This window comes from Pseudomonas maioricensis (assembly GCF_022790535.1).
Taxonomy (GTDB): Bacteria; Pseudomonadota; Gammaproteobacteria; order Pseudomonadales; family Pseudomonadaceae; genus Aquipseudomonas; species Aquipseudomonas maioricensis.
In genome coordinates this window covers 37,736-54,027 of the sequence record NZ_LOHG01000015.1, presented here as the reverse complement: position 1 = coordinate 54,027, position 16,292 = coordinate 37,736, and the positions used below count along the sequence as shown (strand labels likewise).

The following is a 16,292-nucleotide window of genomic DNA, read 5'->3' as shown; positions in this document are numbered from 1 at the left end:
CTCATTCCTCTTTGAACGCGGCAAGCAGACGTTCACGCAGGGGCTTCATCAAGTAATTCATCAACGTGCGCTCCCCCGTCACCACCGTGACATCGGCAAGCATCCCCGGGCGCACTAACAGCCCGGCGTTTTGCAGCGTGACCACCGTGTCGGCAGGGATCTCGACTTTGGCGGAGAAGTACGGCCGTCGGGTTTGTTCATCCAGCAACTGATCGGCAGAAACCGTGCTCACGATGCCCGTCACAGTGGGTGTATCCACTCGCTGCAACGCGGTGAAATGGACATGCACCGGCAAACCCGGACGTAATTTATTCGCCATCAGCGGCTCGAAACGCGCAGTGATTGCCATCGGCGCATCGAGCGGCACCACTTGCATCAGGCTCTGACCCGCCTGGGCGACGCCGCCCACGGTGTGGACAGTGACGTCCATGATCTGCCCGGAAACAGGCGCACGAATCGCACCGCTTTCGACTTCGAACTGCAGCGCACTGATTTGATCGGCATAGCCTGCCGCTTCAGCCGAAACCTCGCTGAGCTGGGTTTCGGCATCGCGACGGAATTCCTGTCGGGTTTGCAGCAGCTTGAGTCGGCTTTCATTGATGGCTTGGCGCGTCTTGCCGACATCGCCCACCCCGGAGGCTATTTGCCCGGCTAATTGCGCCGCATTGCGTTCGGCTTCGAAGAGTTTGTTGCGAGGTACATAACCCTCACGCGCCAGGTCGCGTAGGCCCTCAAGCTCCTGTTGCTGGAACTGCATCTGCGCATCGTAGTTGCGCTTCACGCCTTCATAGCCGCGCAACTGCTGCTGCAACGACTCAATTTCGTGTTCGATGATCTGCAAGCGACTCGCCAGCTCGGCGCGGCGGGTCTGGAACAACTGCGTCTGCAAATCCATCGCCGCCTTGATTCTCGGCTCGCTGGCACGCGCCACTAATTCAGGCGGCCACTCAATGTCCGCATTCCCCAGACGCTCGGCGATCAATCGTGCCTCAACGCTGCGGTCATTGAGCAACTTGCCCTGAGTCACATCCAGCTGCGACTGCGCCCGCAAGGTATTGAGCTGCACCAGTAACTGGCCCTGACTCACGCGATCGCCATCGCTGACCAGCAGTTTCTCAACCACCCCGCCGACCAGTGACTGGACCGCCTTGCGCTCCCCCGCCACCACCACGGTGCCGCTGCCGACCACGCCCTGATCCAGCGGCGCAAGGCACGCCCACAGGAGAAAACTGCCCAGCGCCACGCAAAGGAAAATCACTCCGTAGCGCGCCGCGCCGCCTGCGTCGGTGCTGGCGGTTGTCACCGCGCCTGCGTTGCGCACGCTGATAGCGTTGTCGCTGCGATTTGCGCCCGGATCAAGATCACGCATCTTTGGTGGCCACTCTGACAGGCGCGGTTTTATCGGGTGGCATCAATGCCTTGAGGACACGATCTCGGGGACCAAAGGCCTGCTGGCCTCCATCCTTGAGGAGCAGAATGTGATCCACCACAGCCAGAATGCCGGGCCGATGGGTGATCAACACAACGGTGCTGCCTGCGGCCTTGAGTGCCTTGACCGCTTGAATAAGCGCCAGCTCGCCCGCCTCGTCCAGGTTGGAATTAGGTTCATCGAGCACGATCAATGCGGGGTTGCCATACAGGGCGCGGGCCAGCCCCAGACGTTGCTTCTGGCCCCCGGACAAGCCCAGCCCTCCAGGGCCCAGTGGCGTGTCGTAACCTTTGGGAAAGTGCAGGATCATCTCGTGAATACCGGCGTGGCGGCTGGCGGCGATGATTTTGTCTGCGTCCTGCTCACCGAAGCGCGCAATGTTGTCGGCAACGCTACCGTCAAACAGCTCGATATCCTGAGGCAAGTAGCCCAGATGGGGGCCCAGTGCATCGTGAGTCCACTGGCTGATTTCGGCACCGTCCAGCCGTACCGAGCCGCCCAGTGCGGGCCAGACGCCCACAAGCGCTCTGGCCAGCGTGGACTTGCCGCTGGCACTGGCGCCGATCACGGCCAGCACATCGCCTTTGTTCAGGGCGAAATTGATACCACGCAGGATCGGCTGAGATGCGCCGGGCGGTCCTACGTAGAGTTGCTCCAGCCGCACAGCGCCAGTCGGCGGCGGCAATGGCATGCGCAGTCGCTCGCGAGGATGCGAGGTCAATAGCTGGCTCAAGCGCTTGTAGCTCTGGTGCCCTGAATTGAATTGCTTCCAGGACCCGATGGCAATTTCAACCGGAGCCAGCGCGCGGCCCAGCAACAACGACATGGCGATCATCATGCCCGCCGAAAGCTGGCCTTCCAGCACCAGCAGCGCGCCTAACCCCAATGCCAGCGATTGACCGGAGATACGCACGAACCGGGTGGCGGAGGTGATCCGCGCGCTGCGGTCGCTGGCATGCGCCTGAGCGGCAATGATCCGCTGCTGCAACAGGCTCCAGCGTTGGCGCAAGGGACCGAGCATGCCCAGCGCCCTGATCACTTCAGCGTTTTGCAGGGTGCTGTTGACGTAAACCGCCGAACTCACGCTCAGGCGATTGGCCTCCCCCAGACGAACCCGCGTCGCCAGTTCGCCCCACAGCGCCAGACCAATCAACACAATGGCCAGCACTAGCGTCAACAGCCCAAACCAGGGATGAATAATGAAGGCCACCAACAGAAAAATCGGCAACCAGGGCGCATCCAGCAAGGCAATCAAACCCTGCCCGGTGATCAACTGCCGAAGGGTCGCCAGATCGCTCAGGACCTGCGCCGGGTTAGCATTGTGCTCTTCCAGGCTGCGGGCAAATGCGGCATCGAACACACGCTCGCCCAAGGCTTCATCCAGCCCCGCGCTCATGCGAATCATCACCTGGCTTCGCACCCACTCGATCAAACCACTGAACATGAACAGGCCCAGCGCGATCAGCGTCAGCATGACCAGTGTGGTTTCGTTACGGCTGGTCAGGACCCGGTCATAGACCTGCATCATGTACAGCGACGGCACCAGAACCAACAGGTTGATCACGCCACTGAACAGCGCCAACGACCAGAACACCCGGCGATAGCAGAGCAACGCAGCATCAATGTCATGACGCGGATCGAGCAGGAAACGCATAGAGTATCGACCGGAAAATAAGAGTCATTTTTGATCGCAATCCATGCGTTCGAGTTTTAGCTGAAGTAAACCCAATCCTGTAGGAGCTGCCGAAGGCTGCGAAAGCTTTCAGCTTGACGCACCGCCATCGCAGCCTTCGGCAGCTCCTATCAAAAACATAACAATCTGATTGAAATGAGGTTTCTGTAGGAGTGAGCTTGCTCGCGATCGCGTCAGTTCAGGCAATAAGTTCTTCAACCAAAAAACCAGATCGCGAGCAAGCTCACTCCTACAGGGTCGGCGTTTGCCGCGATACAACGCGGTGCCATCGACACCGGTGTCGCGCCTTGCAGATTCAATTTTCGCTGCGGCGCGTCAATGCCCCGGCAATCCGCAAGTGATTGACAGCATTAGGCCAGCTTAGTGCCTGTTTGGCGGGCGAATTTCTGCGCGATTTGAGGTAAACCGCGTAATAGAGAGGTCGCAGGTATACAAGTCCCGGGCGGGTGTCGCCCGAGACTTGCCATCCACTGCTTTTACTTACAGAAAGGTAAACACCGACTCGGCAGAGAGACGCGACTTCGGCAGCTTGGCGTTGAAGTCGGTTTCGCTGCGATAGCCCAGGCTGACGATCACCAGGCTGCTGAATCCCTTGGCCCGCAGGCCGAGTTCTTCATCAAGTTTCTTGAAGTCGAAACCTTCCATGGGCGTTGCGTCCAGACCCAGCGAAGCAGCGCCCAGCAGCAACGTGCCCAGCGCCAGATAGGTTTGTTTTTCCATCCAGTGCTGCACGTCCTTGAGGTCGAAGCGATGCAGGTCAACATAGCCGCGACGCAGTTTGTCCTGGCCAGCCTTGGCTTCCGCGTTCTGGAAACGGCCGTCCAGTTCCTCTTGATCGACCACCGCCTGCAAGTGAGCTTCGGCCATTTCAGTGCGTGTGCAGAGCACCACAACATGGGAAGCATTGAGGATTTTCGCTTCGTTGTAAGCAAAACCCTCCTGTGCGCCTTTCGCGATCCGCGCCTTGCCTTGCTCGTCAGCAGCCACGACGAAGTGCCAAGGCTGCGAATTGACCGACGACGGGCTATGGCGTAACTGGTCAAGCAACGAATCAATAGTTGCCTGAGGGATTTTGCGGGTCGCGTCATAAGCCTTGGTGGTGTAACGGCTCTTGGCGAGGCTGGCGAGTTCCATGGTGTTCTCCAAATCGAAAAGGGTTGAGGCAGCTGAAATCAAAAGCCTTCGAGGACGATCTTGCCTTTCGCCTTGCCGCTTTCCACGACCGCGTGGGCACGGCGCAGGTTGGCCGCGTTGATCGTGCCGAAATGCTCGCCGAGCGTGGTTTTGAGCACGCCTTGATCAATCAGGTCTGCAACGCGATTCAACAGCTCATGCTGCTTGACCATGTCCGGGGTTTCGAACAGCGAACGGGTGAACATCAGCTCCCAGTGCAGCGACAGCGCCTTGCGCTTCATCGGCACCACGTCGAGGGTTTGCGGATCGTCGATAAGCGCCAGCTTGCCTTGTGGACGCAGCGCTTCGATCAACTGCGCGAAGTGGCTATCGGTGTGGGTCAGGCTGGCAACATGAGTGACCTGGCCAACGCCAATCTGCTCCAGTTGCGCCACCAACGGCTTGCTGTGATCGATAACGTGATGCGCGCCGAGCTGCTTGATCCACGCTTGAGTTTCAGGACGAGAGGCAGTGCCGATAACGGTCATTCTGCTCAGCTGACGGGCCAGTTGAACAAGGATCGAACCCACGCCGCCCGCAGCACCGATGATCAACAGGCTCTCGCCTTCACCACCGCCCTCTTCAACGCCAAGGCGGTCAAAGAGCAATTCCCAAGCGGTGATTGAAGTCAGCGGCAACGCGGCCGCGTGGGCGTTATCGATGGATTTCGGTTTATGGCCGACGATGCGCTCATCCACCAGATGGAATTCGCTGTAGCTGCCGGGGCGCACGATTGAGCCGGCATAGAACACTTCATCACCGGGTTGAAACAGCGTCACGTCACTGCCCACTTCCCGCACCGTACCGACGGCGTCCCAACCTACAACTTTAGGTTCAGTGGCAGCCGAACCCGCACGGATCTTGGTGTCCACCGGGTTGACCGATACGGCACGCACTTCCACCAGCAGGTCACGAGGACCGGGCGCAGGTTTAGGCAGGTCCATGTCGAGCAACGCATTAGGGTCTTCAATAGGCAGACCGTGTTGGGTGAAGGCGATGGCTTTCATGGGAATTCCTTTGAAAGAGGTTTCAAAACGTGGGGCCATACTCACCTTCTCTACCGCAAAGAAAAACCCCTAAAATGCGCCAACACTTTCACACCTGGAGTGAAGATGATTCGCATCGATGACCTGGCTTTGTTTGTGCGGACAGCCGCTTTAGGCAGCTTTTCCAATGCCGCGCGTGAGGTCGATCTATTGCCAGGCCAAGTGGCGGCGGCGATAAAGCGCCTGGAGCGTGAGCTGGATGTGCGCCTGTTTGCCCGTTCCACGCGCAGCCTGCGCCTGACGATCGAGGGCGAGCAGTACTTACCCAATGCCCAAGCCGTGCTCGACACCTTGAAAGACGGCCGCGAGAAGCTGCGCCGCGAATCTGCCGAGCTACAGGGCGTGCTCCAGGTCGCCGCGCCCTCGGACCTCGGCCGTAACGTGTTGCTGGGGTGGCTGTCCGAATTCCGTCGCGAACATCCGACGTTGTCGATGCGCCTGTTTCTATCTGATCAGGTTGCCGACATGTTCCGCGATCCGGTAGACGTTGCGATTCGCTACGGCCTGCTGGAAGACGCCAATTACATCGCCCTGCCGCTGGCAGCGTGGAATCGGCGAGTGCTGGTGGCGTCGCCCGATTACCTGCAGCGCCATGGCAGGCCCCAGACGCCAGACGATCTGCTGCGTCACGACTGCTTGCTCTACACTCTCGGAGGGCGGATCTACGATAAATGGCGAGTCGGCGCGCGAGTGATGTCGGTGTCAGGGCCGCTGTTTTGTGATGATGCCGATGTCGCGCGGCGCTGGGCCGTTTCTGGCGAAGGCATTACCTACAAATCGTGGCTGGACGTCAGTCAGGACATCAAGGCTGGCCGACTGGAAATCCTCCTGCCGGATTATCCCGGTGAGCCTGTCCCGCTGAATCTGGTCTGCCCGCACCGCAAACAGTTCTCCCCTGCCATTCAACAATTGCATTCGTTGTTGAAAGGCAAGTTCGCGGAGCTGGAGTTGGAATTGCCTGGGTTGATTTGAGGTAATAGAAATCAAAGCCGGACGCAGGACCTGTAGGAGTGAGCTTGCTCCCGATTCAGTTTTTTGGCCGACGAATTTATCGTCTGAACTGACGCCATCGCGAGCAAGCTCACTCCTACAGGGGGAATGCATTTCAACGCCATAATCCGTAAGCACACCCGACAGACTGGACCCGCCCATGCAAAGACCACCGAACGACTGCTACTCAGACCACCCCGCCCCTATGACCTGGCTGCAATGTTCGCTATCTATAGCGACCCAGCCACCAATGTGTTCAATCCCAACGGCCCGATGAAAGAGCTCGCGCAGGCGCAGATATTTCTGAATGCCTGGATGCGTCACTGGCAGGAACAGGGGTATGGCTGGTGGACGGTGGCGACTCGCGAAGCGCCGGATAAGGTCATCGGCTTCGGCGGTGTGGCGTTGATGAAGTACCTCGACGTTGAGCGGGTCAACCTCGGGTATCGCTTCGGTGTACCGGCGTGGGGCAAAGGTTATGCGACGGAGTTGGCCAGCGCGGCGCTGGGGTATGCGTTTAACGAGCAGAAGCTACCGAAGGTATACGGGCTGGTTCGGCCCACGCATCAGGCCTCGATCAGAGTGCTGGAAAAGATAGGTATGCAACGTATTGATGTGCTGGACGATGTGCCCGGGCAAGCGCCCAGTCTGGTGTTTCTGGCGAACCGGAGTTGAAATCGCGGCAAGCCTGAATGAAGGCCTGCCGACGACATTTAAAGCATCAATGCATCTTGCTGTGATCGTGCATCGCGCCATGGTCCGGCGCATTCAACGCACGAGCAGTGGCTTCAACCGCAATCGATTGTTTAACACCTTTGCCGTCCTCGACGATCAAGGTCAGCGGGACTTTATCGCCCTCTTTCACCTGGCTTACCAGATTGATCAGCATGACGTGATAGCTGTTCGGGTCCATGACCACTGGCTGGCCTGCAGGCAAAGCAACCGACGTCACTTCGTGCATGCTCATCACGTCGTCCTTCATGCTCGACTGATGAATCTGCACGATTTTCGCCACCGGCGACTGCGCCTCAAGCAACTTGCTGTCGGTACTGGCCGTCAACGTCAGAAAAGCCCCCGTGGACGCCTGCCCCGGCACGGTTGCCCGTACCCACGCATCTTCGACCACCGTTTGCGCCGAAACCTGAGCAGCCATACCGATCAGCGAAAGCCCCAGCAGCGCGTGTTTGAGGAATTTTTTTGGGCGTTCAAGGTTCATCAGCAGACCTCCATGACAGTCAGCAGATCTTCTGTGCACTGTTGGGCAGAAAGGGAGTGAGACAGGCCAAGGCGCAGCACGCCACGGGTGTCGTAAACGTAACTGGTCGCGGTGTGGGACATGGTGTACGTGTCGCCCGTCGGGATTTTCTCGTAGAACACGCCAAACTCTTTGGCGGTTGCGGCAGTTTCTTCGAGGGTGCCGTACAACGCCACAAAGGTCGGATCGAAGGCCTTGACGTAGGCATCGAGCATTGCCGGTTTGTCGCGTTCCGGATCCACCGTGATGAAAATAACCTGGAGCGTATCGCCATCCGGCCCCATCAGTTTCTTGATCTGTGCTGCGCGCGCCAGCGCAGTGGGGCACACTGCCGGACACTGAGTGAAGCCGAAAAACACCATCGGCATCGTGCCGCGAAAGCTCGACAGGGTTTTCACATTGCCCTGCGGATCCTTCAGCTTGAAGGTCCGACCGAGGATCTTGTCGCTCAGGTCCTTACCGTACTTGAACGACAGTTTGTTGGAATCACCGCAACCTGCGAGCGCGCCCAGACTCAGCACGCCCATGCCGCCGATGAGCTGGCGACGGGTCAGTAATGTGTTCATGTCCTACCTCTTGAAAAACAACGGAGCCAGTGGAGCCAGTACACTGTCCCCGTTATTCAAATTCTCGGTGCCGCTAAAGCCGCGTAGGTTACCTGTGACATTTCCTACAGTCGCTGTAGTAATGTCAGAAAATGCTTCACGGCACGTTCTTCCCAGTCGCGGTCAGCCCTGGCTGCGCACAAAGGCGACAGACGGCGCTCTGTACGTGACGATGACATCGCAGATAACCAGTACCAACAGGCTCCAGCCCAACACCGGCAAGCAAACGCCAAGCGTGATCGCCACCAGCGGCCAGGCGACTCTGGCAGCAAAGCCTGATTGCCGCCACGCATCGACCAGTGTCGGCTGCCGTGTGAGAGTCGGCCTGCGCCGCCACCACATCAGGTAACCGATGACCACCATCAAAACCAGGCCACTGGCAAAAAACACCAGAATCAGTTGATTGGCCAGGCCAAACAATACGCCCATGTGCGCGTCGATCCCCCAGCGGGTCAGTTTGGCGGGTACTGAGTACTGGGAAAATTCAACGTGATCGACCACCGCAAGGTTATTCGGATTGATCGAGACAGCATCAACCTGAGTCGGCCAACTGCGATCGATTTCAGCAACCACCCAGGCTTTTTCCGGTTTGCTCGACGGCCGAATCTCAACCTTGGCAGCCTCGATATTGGCACTGCGCGCAGCGGCCAGCACGCTATCGAACAATGCAGGATCCAGTGCTGTACCTGAGACAGAAGGCGCCATGTGCATGTGATGCTCGGCGTGTTCGTCCATAGGCATGCTCATGTCCATTGCCGTATCAGCCGGTTTTGCCAGCGTCGTCGCAACGCTCGGCGTGGACCAGCCGTAATAGGCGCGCAGCACACCAATGTTGTCACCGGCGTATTGCGACCAGGTCAATCCGGTCGCCGAGAAGAACAACAAACCGAGCATCAGCCAGAGCCCGGCACTGGCATGCCAACTGCGCAAACCACTGCGCAGGGTCCTGGCGCGCTTGCGTCGCACCGCCCACAACACAACGCCCCCCGCTGCAGCGACCCACAACCAGGAAGCAGCCAGTTCACTGTAAATGCGGCCAACATCACCGAGCAGCAAACTGCGGTGAAACTGATCGATCCAGGTGCGCAGCGGCAATATCCCGCTGGTCCCGTAGACCTTCATGTCCCCCCGAATCTCGCCACTGACAGGATCAACGAACAGTGCCCGATGCTCGGACTCTCCAAGACCAGGCGCGTTGAACATGACACGGGTGGTATCGCCCTGATTGGGCGCAGGACGTACCGCCGCAACCGTCGCCCCCGGGCCGGCAACGGCCTGCGCTCGACGAACCTGCGCTTCAAGGCTCAGTGCCGGGCCGTGGGTTTCAGTGTGCAAAACCTGGGCGTACAGCAGTTTTTCGAGCTGCGGCGTCAGAGCATAAACCACCCCACTGAGTGCAGCGACCAGAATAAAAGGGCCGATAAACAGGCCGATGTAAAAATGCAGCCTTTTCACCAGAGCGACAAAAGCGCCTGACGATGGCTGTGCAGGTAAAGCGGACATAAGGCTCACCAACGGTTAAACGCGCTCAGCCAGAGCAGGCTCCGGCGAGGCAAAAAATCGATATTGGTTTTTTAACGACGAGTGGGTGCCGTCAAGGAGCCTGCGGGTTGAGCCCGGGGAAACACTGGCGTGAGGCACGGCCCGTCCAGAGAGACGGGAAGATGAAGCGAGGGTTACGGGTGCGGATCAACCAGCTCAGGGCGACGAAGAAAATCATCGCCAGAGTCAGCGTCCCGGCAAACGAACAGTCGCCGAACAGCGACTGCATGCTGCCCGGCGTGGCCATGTTTTTCGTAGACATGTCCATTGAGGCATCCATCGACATCTCGTGATGCATGCCACTCATGGCCGAAGTGCCGTGATGTTCATGGTGGGAAGGTGCCGCGGCGGGCTTCCCTGAAAACGCCCCCATCATCTGGCCATGACTCATGGCGCACGCGAGACCATTGAACAGGATGAAGGCATACAGCATCCAGGCAATGGGCGAGCGATGGGTTCGGAAGAAATTCATGGCGGCTAATTTAGCATTTCAGCCGGGGGGAAGACAGGACACAGGTCAATGGTACGGGCCTTGTGCATGACACCGCGCCGCTTTGGGGAAACACGATACGTGTAAGAGCCAACGTGTTGGCGAGACATTGGGCCTGCACAGTCAGGCATTCCGCCTCGCCAACAAGTTAGCGCCTACCAAAGACCGCACCGTGACCATCTGCCGCAGCCACTGCGCCGCACGGCAAAATCACCAAGGCGTATGAGCACATTTCCGTAACAAAGTTCACGACTGATAACGATTTGTATTTGCTGTCGCATTCACACCTTGTTAGGATCGCGTCATCTTGCGCTCCACCGTAGTTCGGCAATGTCTTGAACATTTGTGTCAAAACATCATGCCAGGTGATCTCGCGCGCTTATTTTTTGACCCCCTTTCAGGATCACAAAAATGTCCCGTCCCGCCCTATCAGCCTTGACCATCGCTCTGGCGCTCGGTTTATCCGCTTCAGCTTTTGCTGCCCCGGTCCGTCTGGACCTTCCGGCCCAACCGTTGGCGACATCCCTGGCTCAGTTGGGCAAGGCGAGCGGCATGACGGTGACATTCGATCCGCAGTTGGTCGCAGGCAAGCAAGCGCCAACAGTGCGTGGTGATCTGGAGCCTGCACAGGCCCTGCAACGCCTGCTGGCAGGTAGCGGTCTGACGGCCAGTGTCGAAGGCAACTCGGCACGCGTGATCCAGCCGACTCAGGGCGCTATTGCTCTGGACGGCGTGAACATCAACGCGGACTACGGCCTTGCAGGCGTCGCAACGACTGAAGGCACCAACTCGTATACAACCGGCTCGATGAACACTGCGACCAAGTTGCCGCTGTCGATTCGTGAGACGCCACAGTCTGTAAGTGTTGTGACACGTCAGCGCATGGACGATCAGGGCATGAACGACGTCAATGACGTAGTCAAATATGCGCCGGGGGTTACTTTGCGCAAGTTTGGTCAGGACCGTCAGCAGTTTCTGGCTCGTGGTTTTACGATTGATAACCTGATGTATGACGGGCTGCCAACCATCCTGAGTACTTTTACTCAGGACACACTGGCAGAAGCCGACCTGGCTCTTTACGACCGAGTGGAAGTAGTGCGCGGTGCGACCGGTCTGATGACCGGTTCTGGTAGCCCGTCGGCAACCCTGAACCTGGTGCGTAAACGCCCGACGGCGACGCCGCAGGTGAGCATCACTACCAGTGCTGGCAGTTGGGACCGCTATCGCACAGAAGTTGATGCCTCCAACAAGCTCAACGAATCCGGCACTGTCCGTGGACGCGTAGTGGCTGCCTATCAAGACGACAAAAGCTTTGTCGACGAGCGCAACAAGCAGCGCCAGACCTTCTACGGCATCCTCGAGGCCGACCTGAACGATTCGACCACCTGGACCATTGGTGCCTCGAAACAAAAAGACGACGCGACGTCAGATTGGGGCAGCTTGCCTTCAGGCCGTAACGGCGAAAATCTTGGGTTCTCGCGCTCGACGTTCCTCAGCGGTGACTGGGCCTACTGGAATCGCGACAACGTCAGTCTGTTCACTGACCTGACGCATCGCTTCGACAATGGTTGGAGCGGCAAGCTGGCAGCGTCCAAGATCTGGGCCAAGTCAGATACGTTCTCCAACTACATCGCGTACCCTTTCCCGGACCCGGGCGTCGGCTATGAACAAGGCGCAGGCCAATACGACACCAAAGACACGCAAAACAATCTGGACGCGTCTCTTTCTGGCCCATTCAAGCTGTTTGGGCGCGAGCATGATCTGAGCTTTGGCGTCAGCCATCGCCAGGAAAAATTCGATCAGCGTGGCGGCTTCTGGGCCAACTATGCAGTTGATCCCTTCGCCATCACTCCGGGTACCGTACCTAAACCTTCAGCTGAAACCCGCAGCCCGTACGCAAGCAAAAACGTAGCCACCGAGAACGCAGCTTATGCAGTCGCTCGCTTCAATCCGATTGACCCGCTGCACGTGATCATCGGTAGCCGGTTGAGCTGGTATGACTACGACAATCAGAGCGGCACTGGCGACTATAAGGTCACTCAGGAAGTTACACCGTACGCGGGCGTTATCTACGACCTGAACGACACCTACTCGGTTTACGCCAGCTACACCGAAATATTCAAACCTCAGAGCGAACAGAATGCTTCAGGCTCCGCATTGAAACCAATGACGGGTGAAAGCTATGAAATTGGTCTGAAGGGCGAATACTTCGATGGCGCGCTGAACGCCTCGGTGGCGTTGTTCGACATGACTCAGGAAAACCGCGCGTATCTGATTCCAAACCAGAGTCTCGCGAACTGCCCGTCCTTCCCGGCGTCCAGTTGCTATGACACAGCGGGCGAAGTTCGCAGCCGCGGTATCGATACCGAGATCAGCGGCGCGCTCACTCCAAACTGGCAGTTCTCCGCAGCCTACACCTACCTGCTGAGCCAGTACGTCAAGGATGCAAGCAACGAGGGCAAGCGGTTTGGTCCTGATCAGCCTAAGCAACTGTTCAAAGCCGCTACCACCTATAACCTGGAAGGCGATCTCAACAAGTGGCGTGTCGGTGCAGACGTTCTTGCCCAGAGCGAAACTTTCAACCGCGTCGGTAACGGCCACGCCACTCAGGATGCTTACTCGGTCGTAGGCCTGATGGCAGGCTACAAGTTCGACGAGCACTGGGATGGCCGCGTTAACTTCAACAACGTGTTTGACACCAAGTACTGGCAGGGCATTCCGACTGGCTCGGGAAGCGGCGTATACGGCGACCCACGCAACCTGATGTTCTCGGTGAAGTGGACTCTTTGATAAAACGCTGATGTGGTTGCCCTCTTCAAGGTAACCACTGACTGACCCGGCGCCATCGCGAGCAAGCTCACTCCTACAGGGGATCACATTTTTCCTGTGGGAGCGGTGCTTGCCCGCGATAAAGGCGATGCGGTCTGACGGAAAAATCGCGGTGTTCTTATCGCGGGCAAGCCTTGCTCCCACAGGTTATTGCAAGCCGATATAGATCTCTCCCAAGCTGCATTCCCATTCAAAGCTGCGCTTCAACGGCTGCTTTATCAATCACCGACCATACCTCGGTAATCCTCCCCTCCCGAAACCGGTAAAACACGTTCTCGCTGAAATGCACTTTCCGGCCGTTCACCGGCAGCCCCATGAAACTCCCGATCGGGGTGCAGGCGAAGTCCAGGCGGGCAGCGATGTGTTCGGGCTCGGCGATTAAAAACCGTATGTTGAAGTGCAGATCAGGGATCTCTCGATAATCCCGTTCAAGCATCTCGCGATAGCCATTGAGGCCCACTCGCCTGTCGTTATAGTGCACATTTGCATCGACAAACTGCCCCAGCGCATTCCAGTTCTGTTTGTTCAAACAGTCGATATAACCTCGGTACACGTCACGCAGATCACTACTCATGAAATATCTCCGGCAATAAAAAGCCCCGACCTGATGACTCAGCCCGGGGCTTTTCGTTTCAAGCGTCTACATCAGGCAAGGTCGAAGCGATCGAGGTTCATCACTTTGGTCCAGGCCGCGACGAAGTCACTGACGAACTTCTCCTGCGCATCGCCTGCGGCATACACCTCAGCCAATGCACGCAACTGCGCGTGCGAACCGAACACCAGATCGACACGGGTGCCGGTCCATTTGACGGCACCGGTCTTGCGGTCACGGCCTTCGAACTCATCCTTGGCATCTGACACCGCGCGCCACTCGGTGCCCATGTCCAGCAGGTTGACGAAGAAGTCGTTGGTCAGTGTTTCCGGACGCTGAGTGAATACACCATGGCGGGTTTGGCCGACGTTGGTGTTCAACACCCGCAGGCCGCCTACCAGTACGGTCATTTCCGGTGCGGTCAGGTTCAGCAGCTGCGCCTTGTCGACCAGCAATGCTTCAGACGACGAGCCAAAGCGGCCCTTCTGGAAGTTGCGGAAGCCATCGGCGACAGGTTCGAGGAAACCAAAAGACTCGACATCCGTCTGTTCCTGCGAGGCGTCGGCACGACCCGGCGCGAAAGGAACGGTGATGGCATGACCGGCGTTTTTCGCCGCTTGCTCAACGCCAGCAGAACCGGCCAGCACGATCAGGTCGGCGAGGGAGATTTTCTTGCCGCCTGCTTGCGCGCTGTTGAACTCAATCTGGATGCCTTCCAGTTTCGCCAGCACGTGCGCCAGTTGCTCGGGCTGGTTGGCCTGCCAGAACTTTTGCGGCGCCAGACGCAGACGACCGCCGTTGGCACCGCCGCGTTTATCGGAACCACGGAAGCTGGAGGCTGCTGCCCATGCGGTGGAAACCAGCTGCGAAATGGACAGGCCCGAAGCCAGAATTTTGGCCTTCAGTGCAGACACATCGCTGTCATCAACCAACGGATGATCAACGTCTGGAATCGGGTCCTGCCACAGCAGTTCTTCAGCCGGTGTTTCCGGACCGAGATAACGGGACAAAGGCCCCATGTCCCGGTGGGTCAGCTTGAACCAGGCGCGCGCGAATGCATCGGTCAGCTGATCCGGATTGGCAAGGAAACGACGGGAGATCACTTCGTAAGCTGGGTCAAAGCGCAGCGCCAGGTCGGAGGTCAACATGGTGGGCACGTGGCGCTTGGACGGGTCATGAGCGTCAGGAACCAGACCGGCTCCTGCGCCGTTCTTCGGACGCCACTGATGGGCACCCGCCGGGCTTTTGAACAGCTCCCACTCGAAACCGAAGAGGTTTTCGAGATAGTTGTTGCTCCACCGGGTCGGCGTAGTGGTCCAGGTTACTTCCAGGCCGCTGGTGATGGTGTCGCCGCCCTTACCGGTACCGAACGTGCTTTTCCAGCCCAGACCTTGCTCCTCGATGTCTGCCGCTTCAGGTTCTGCACCGACGTTATCAGCCGGGCCAGCACCGTGGGTTTTACCGAAAGCATGACCACCAGCAATCAGGGCCACGGTTTCTTCGTCGTTCATCGCCATGCGACCGAAGGTTTCGCGGATGTCCTTGGCCGAAGCCACTGGATCCGGGTTGCCTTCCGGGCCTTCCGGGTTCACATAGATCAGGCCCATTTGCACGGCTGCCAATGGGTTTTCGAGGTCACGGCCCGGAGCGTCATTACGACTCTCTTCAGTGCCGTGCTTGCCAGCATCGGCCACCAGCACACCTTCGCCCTCGGGTTGAGCTTCCTTGCCGTAGCGCGTGTCGCCGCCCAGCCAGGTTTTCTCGGAGCCCCAGTAAACCGCCTCTTCCGGCTCCCAGACATCCGCACGCCCACCGGAGAAACCGAACGGCTTGAAGCCCATGGTTTCCAGCGCCACGTTGCCGGTCAGGATGATCAGGTCAGCCCAGGAAATCTTGCGGCCGTACTTCTGTTTGATCGGCCAGATGAGACGACGCGCCTTGTCGAGGCTGACGTTGTCGGGCCAGCTGTTGAGCGGCGCGAAACGCTGTTGACCCGCGCCTGCACCGCCACGACCGTCAGCCGTGCGATAGGTACCGGCGCTGTGCCAGGCCATACGGATAAACAGCGGTCCGTAGTGACCAAAGTCGGCTGGCCACCAATCCTGCGAGTCGGTCATCAGCGCGCGCAGGTCTTGTTTGACGGCCTCCAGATCCAGACTCTTGAAGGCTTCGGCATAGTCGAACTTCTCGCCCATCGGGTCGGACAGCGATGAATGCTGATGCAGAATCTTCAGGTTCAGTTGCTTGGGCCACCAGTCACGGTTGGTTGTACCGCCACCCGCAGCTGCGTGGTTAAAGGGGCATTTCGATTCAGTCGACATGTTTTATTTACCTTTGGTCGAGTTCATCCGCTACAGGGTCAGGTCCAGACCTCGAATAGCGATGTGGGTCATCACGGCAACGTAAACCTTGGCACTGGATCAGCAGATCGCTGTCGCCACGCGCAAACTCTAAAGAAACGGCTACCGGCTCGGCAGCGCCAGAACAAGCCTAGACGCCACTTGACTAGAGAGCTAATAAGCTAAGTCTTGGGGGTCGATAGACATACTCTGTTAATCGATAGATAAAACTTGAAGGTATGAGCTTTTTTAAGCATTTCTCTGCGGGACGCGGTCGCGCAGCAACCACGGGAACTGTAGGAGCTCACC

At 58.2% G+C, this 16,292-nt stretch carries 13 protein-coding genes; 3 read left to right on the top strand and 10 right to left on the bottom strand.

Annotated features, from left to right (window positions below; all coding sequences use genetic code 11):
- Position 1: 1 nt before the first annotated feature.
- The 4 genes from AUC61_RS20725 to AUC61_RS20710 form a co-directional block, all read right to left on the bottom strand.
- Positions 2-1,369, bottom strand: a complete 1,368-nt coding sequence (locus AUC61_RS20725; protein ID WP_243248017.1) for an HlyD family type I secretion periplasmic adaptor subunit — start codon at positions 1,367-1,369, stop codon at positions 2-4.
- Positions 1,362-3,083: a type I secretion system permease/ATPase gene (locus tag AUC61_RS20720; RefSeq protein WP_243248016.1), complete on the bottom strand. Its 1,722-nt coding sequence runs from the start codon at positions 3,081-3,083 to the stop codon at positions 1,362-1,364. The genes AUC61_RS20725 and AUC61_RS20720 overlap by 8 nt, the downstream gene beginning before the upstream one ends.
- A 519-nt stretch (positions 3,084-3,602) precedes the next feature.
- A complete protein-coding gene (nfsB, locus tag AUC61_RS20715) occupies positions 3,603-4,256 on the bottom strand; it encodes an oxygen-insensitive NAD(P)H nitroreductase (RefSeq protein WP_243248015.1) in 654 nt (217 codons plus the stop codon).
- Positions 4,257-4,294: 38 nt separating this feature from the next.
- Complete coding sequence (locus tag AUC61_RS20710) at positions 4,295-5,302, bottom strand: zinc-binding alcohol dehydrogenase family protein (RefSeq protein ID WP_243248014.1); 1,008 nt, start codon at positions 5,300-5,302, stop codon at positions 4,295-4,297.
- Between the two features lie 105 nt (positions 5,303-5,407).
- On the opposite strand from AUC61_RS20710, the gene AUC61_RS20705 reads away from it, so the two are divergent.
- Both AUC61_RS20705 and AUC61_RS20700 read left to right on the top strand, forming a co-directional pair.
- Positions 5,408-6,313, top strand: a complete 906-nt coding sequence (locus AUC61_RS20705) for a LysR family transcriptional regulator (RefSeq protein ID WP_243248013.1) — start codon at positions 5,408-5,410, stop codon at positions 6,311-6,313.
- A gap of 126 nt (positions 6,314-6,439) precedes the next feature.
- Positions 6,440-7,006 carry a GNAT family N-acetyltransferase gene (locus AUC61_RS20700; RefSeq protein ID WP_279291114.1) on the top strand — a complete coding sequence of 189 codons (567 nt, stop codon included), beginning with the start codon at positions 6,440-6,442 and terminating at the stop codon, positions 7,004-7,006.
- Positions 7,007-7,052: 46 nt separating this feature from the next.
- Here AUC61_RS20700 and AUC61_RS20695 read toward each other — a convergent pair whose 3' ends face one another.
- From AUC61_RS20695 to AUC61_RS20680, 4 genes are all read right to left on the bottom strand, one after another.
- Complete coding sequence (locus AUC61_RS20695) at positions 7,053-7,547, bottom strand: copper chaperone PCu(A)C (protein WP_243248011.1); 495 nt, start codon at positions 7,545-7,547, stop codon at positions 7,053-7,055.
- Entirely contained in the window at positions 7,547-8,152 is a 606-nt protein-coding gene (locus AUC61_RS20690; protein ID WP_122663237.1) for an SCO family protein, read from the bottom strand. The genes AUC61_RS20695 and AUC61_RS20690 overlap by 1 nt, the downstream gene beginning before the upstream one ends.
- 162 nt (positions 8,153-8,314) lie before the next feature.
- Positions 8,315-9,694 carry a PepSY-associated TM helix domain-containing protein gene (locus tag AUC61_RS20685; RefSeq protein ID WP_243248010.1) on the bottom strand — a complete coding sequence of 460 codons (1,380 nt, stop codon included), beginning with the start codon at positions 9,692-9,694 and terminating at the stop codon, positions 8,315-8,317.
- 91 nt (positions 9,695-9,785) lie between these two features.
- Entirely contained in the window at positions 9,786-10,205 is a 420-nt protein-coding gene (locus AUC61_RS20680) for a DUF2946 domain-containing protein (RefSeq protein ID WP_243248009.1), read from the bottom strand.
- Between the two features lie 429 nt (positions 10,206-10,634).
- On the opposite strand from AUC61_RS20680, the gene AUC61_RS20675 reads away from it, so the two are divergent.
- Complete coding sequence (locus AUC61_RS20675) at positions 10,635-13,013, top strand: TonB-dependent siderophore receptor (protein WP_243248008.1); 2,379 nt, start codon at positions 10,635-10,637, stop codon at positions 13,011-13,013.
- Between the two features lie 229 nt (positions 13,014-13,242).
- On the opposite strand, the gene AUC61_RS20670 is transcribed toward AUC61_RS20675, so the two are convergent.
- Together AUC61_RS20670 and katG are read right to left on the bottom strand one after the other, a co-directional pair.
- Entirely contained in the window at positions 13,243-13,626 is a 384-nt protein-coding gene (locus AUC61_RS20670) for an ester cyclase (protein WP_243248007.1), read from the bottom strand.
- Positions 13,627-13,697: 71 nt separating this feature from the next.
- Positions 13,698-15,965, bottom strand: a complete 2,268-nt coding sequence (gene katG / locus AUC61_RS20665; RefSeq protein ID WP_243248006.1) for a catalase/peroxidase HPI — start codon at positions 15,963-15,965, stop codon at positions 13,698-13,700.
- Positions 15,966-16,292: the final 327 nt, after the last annotated feature.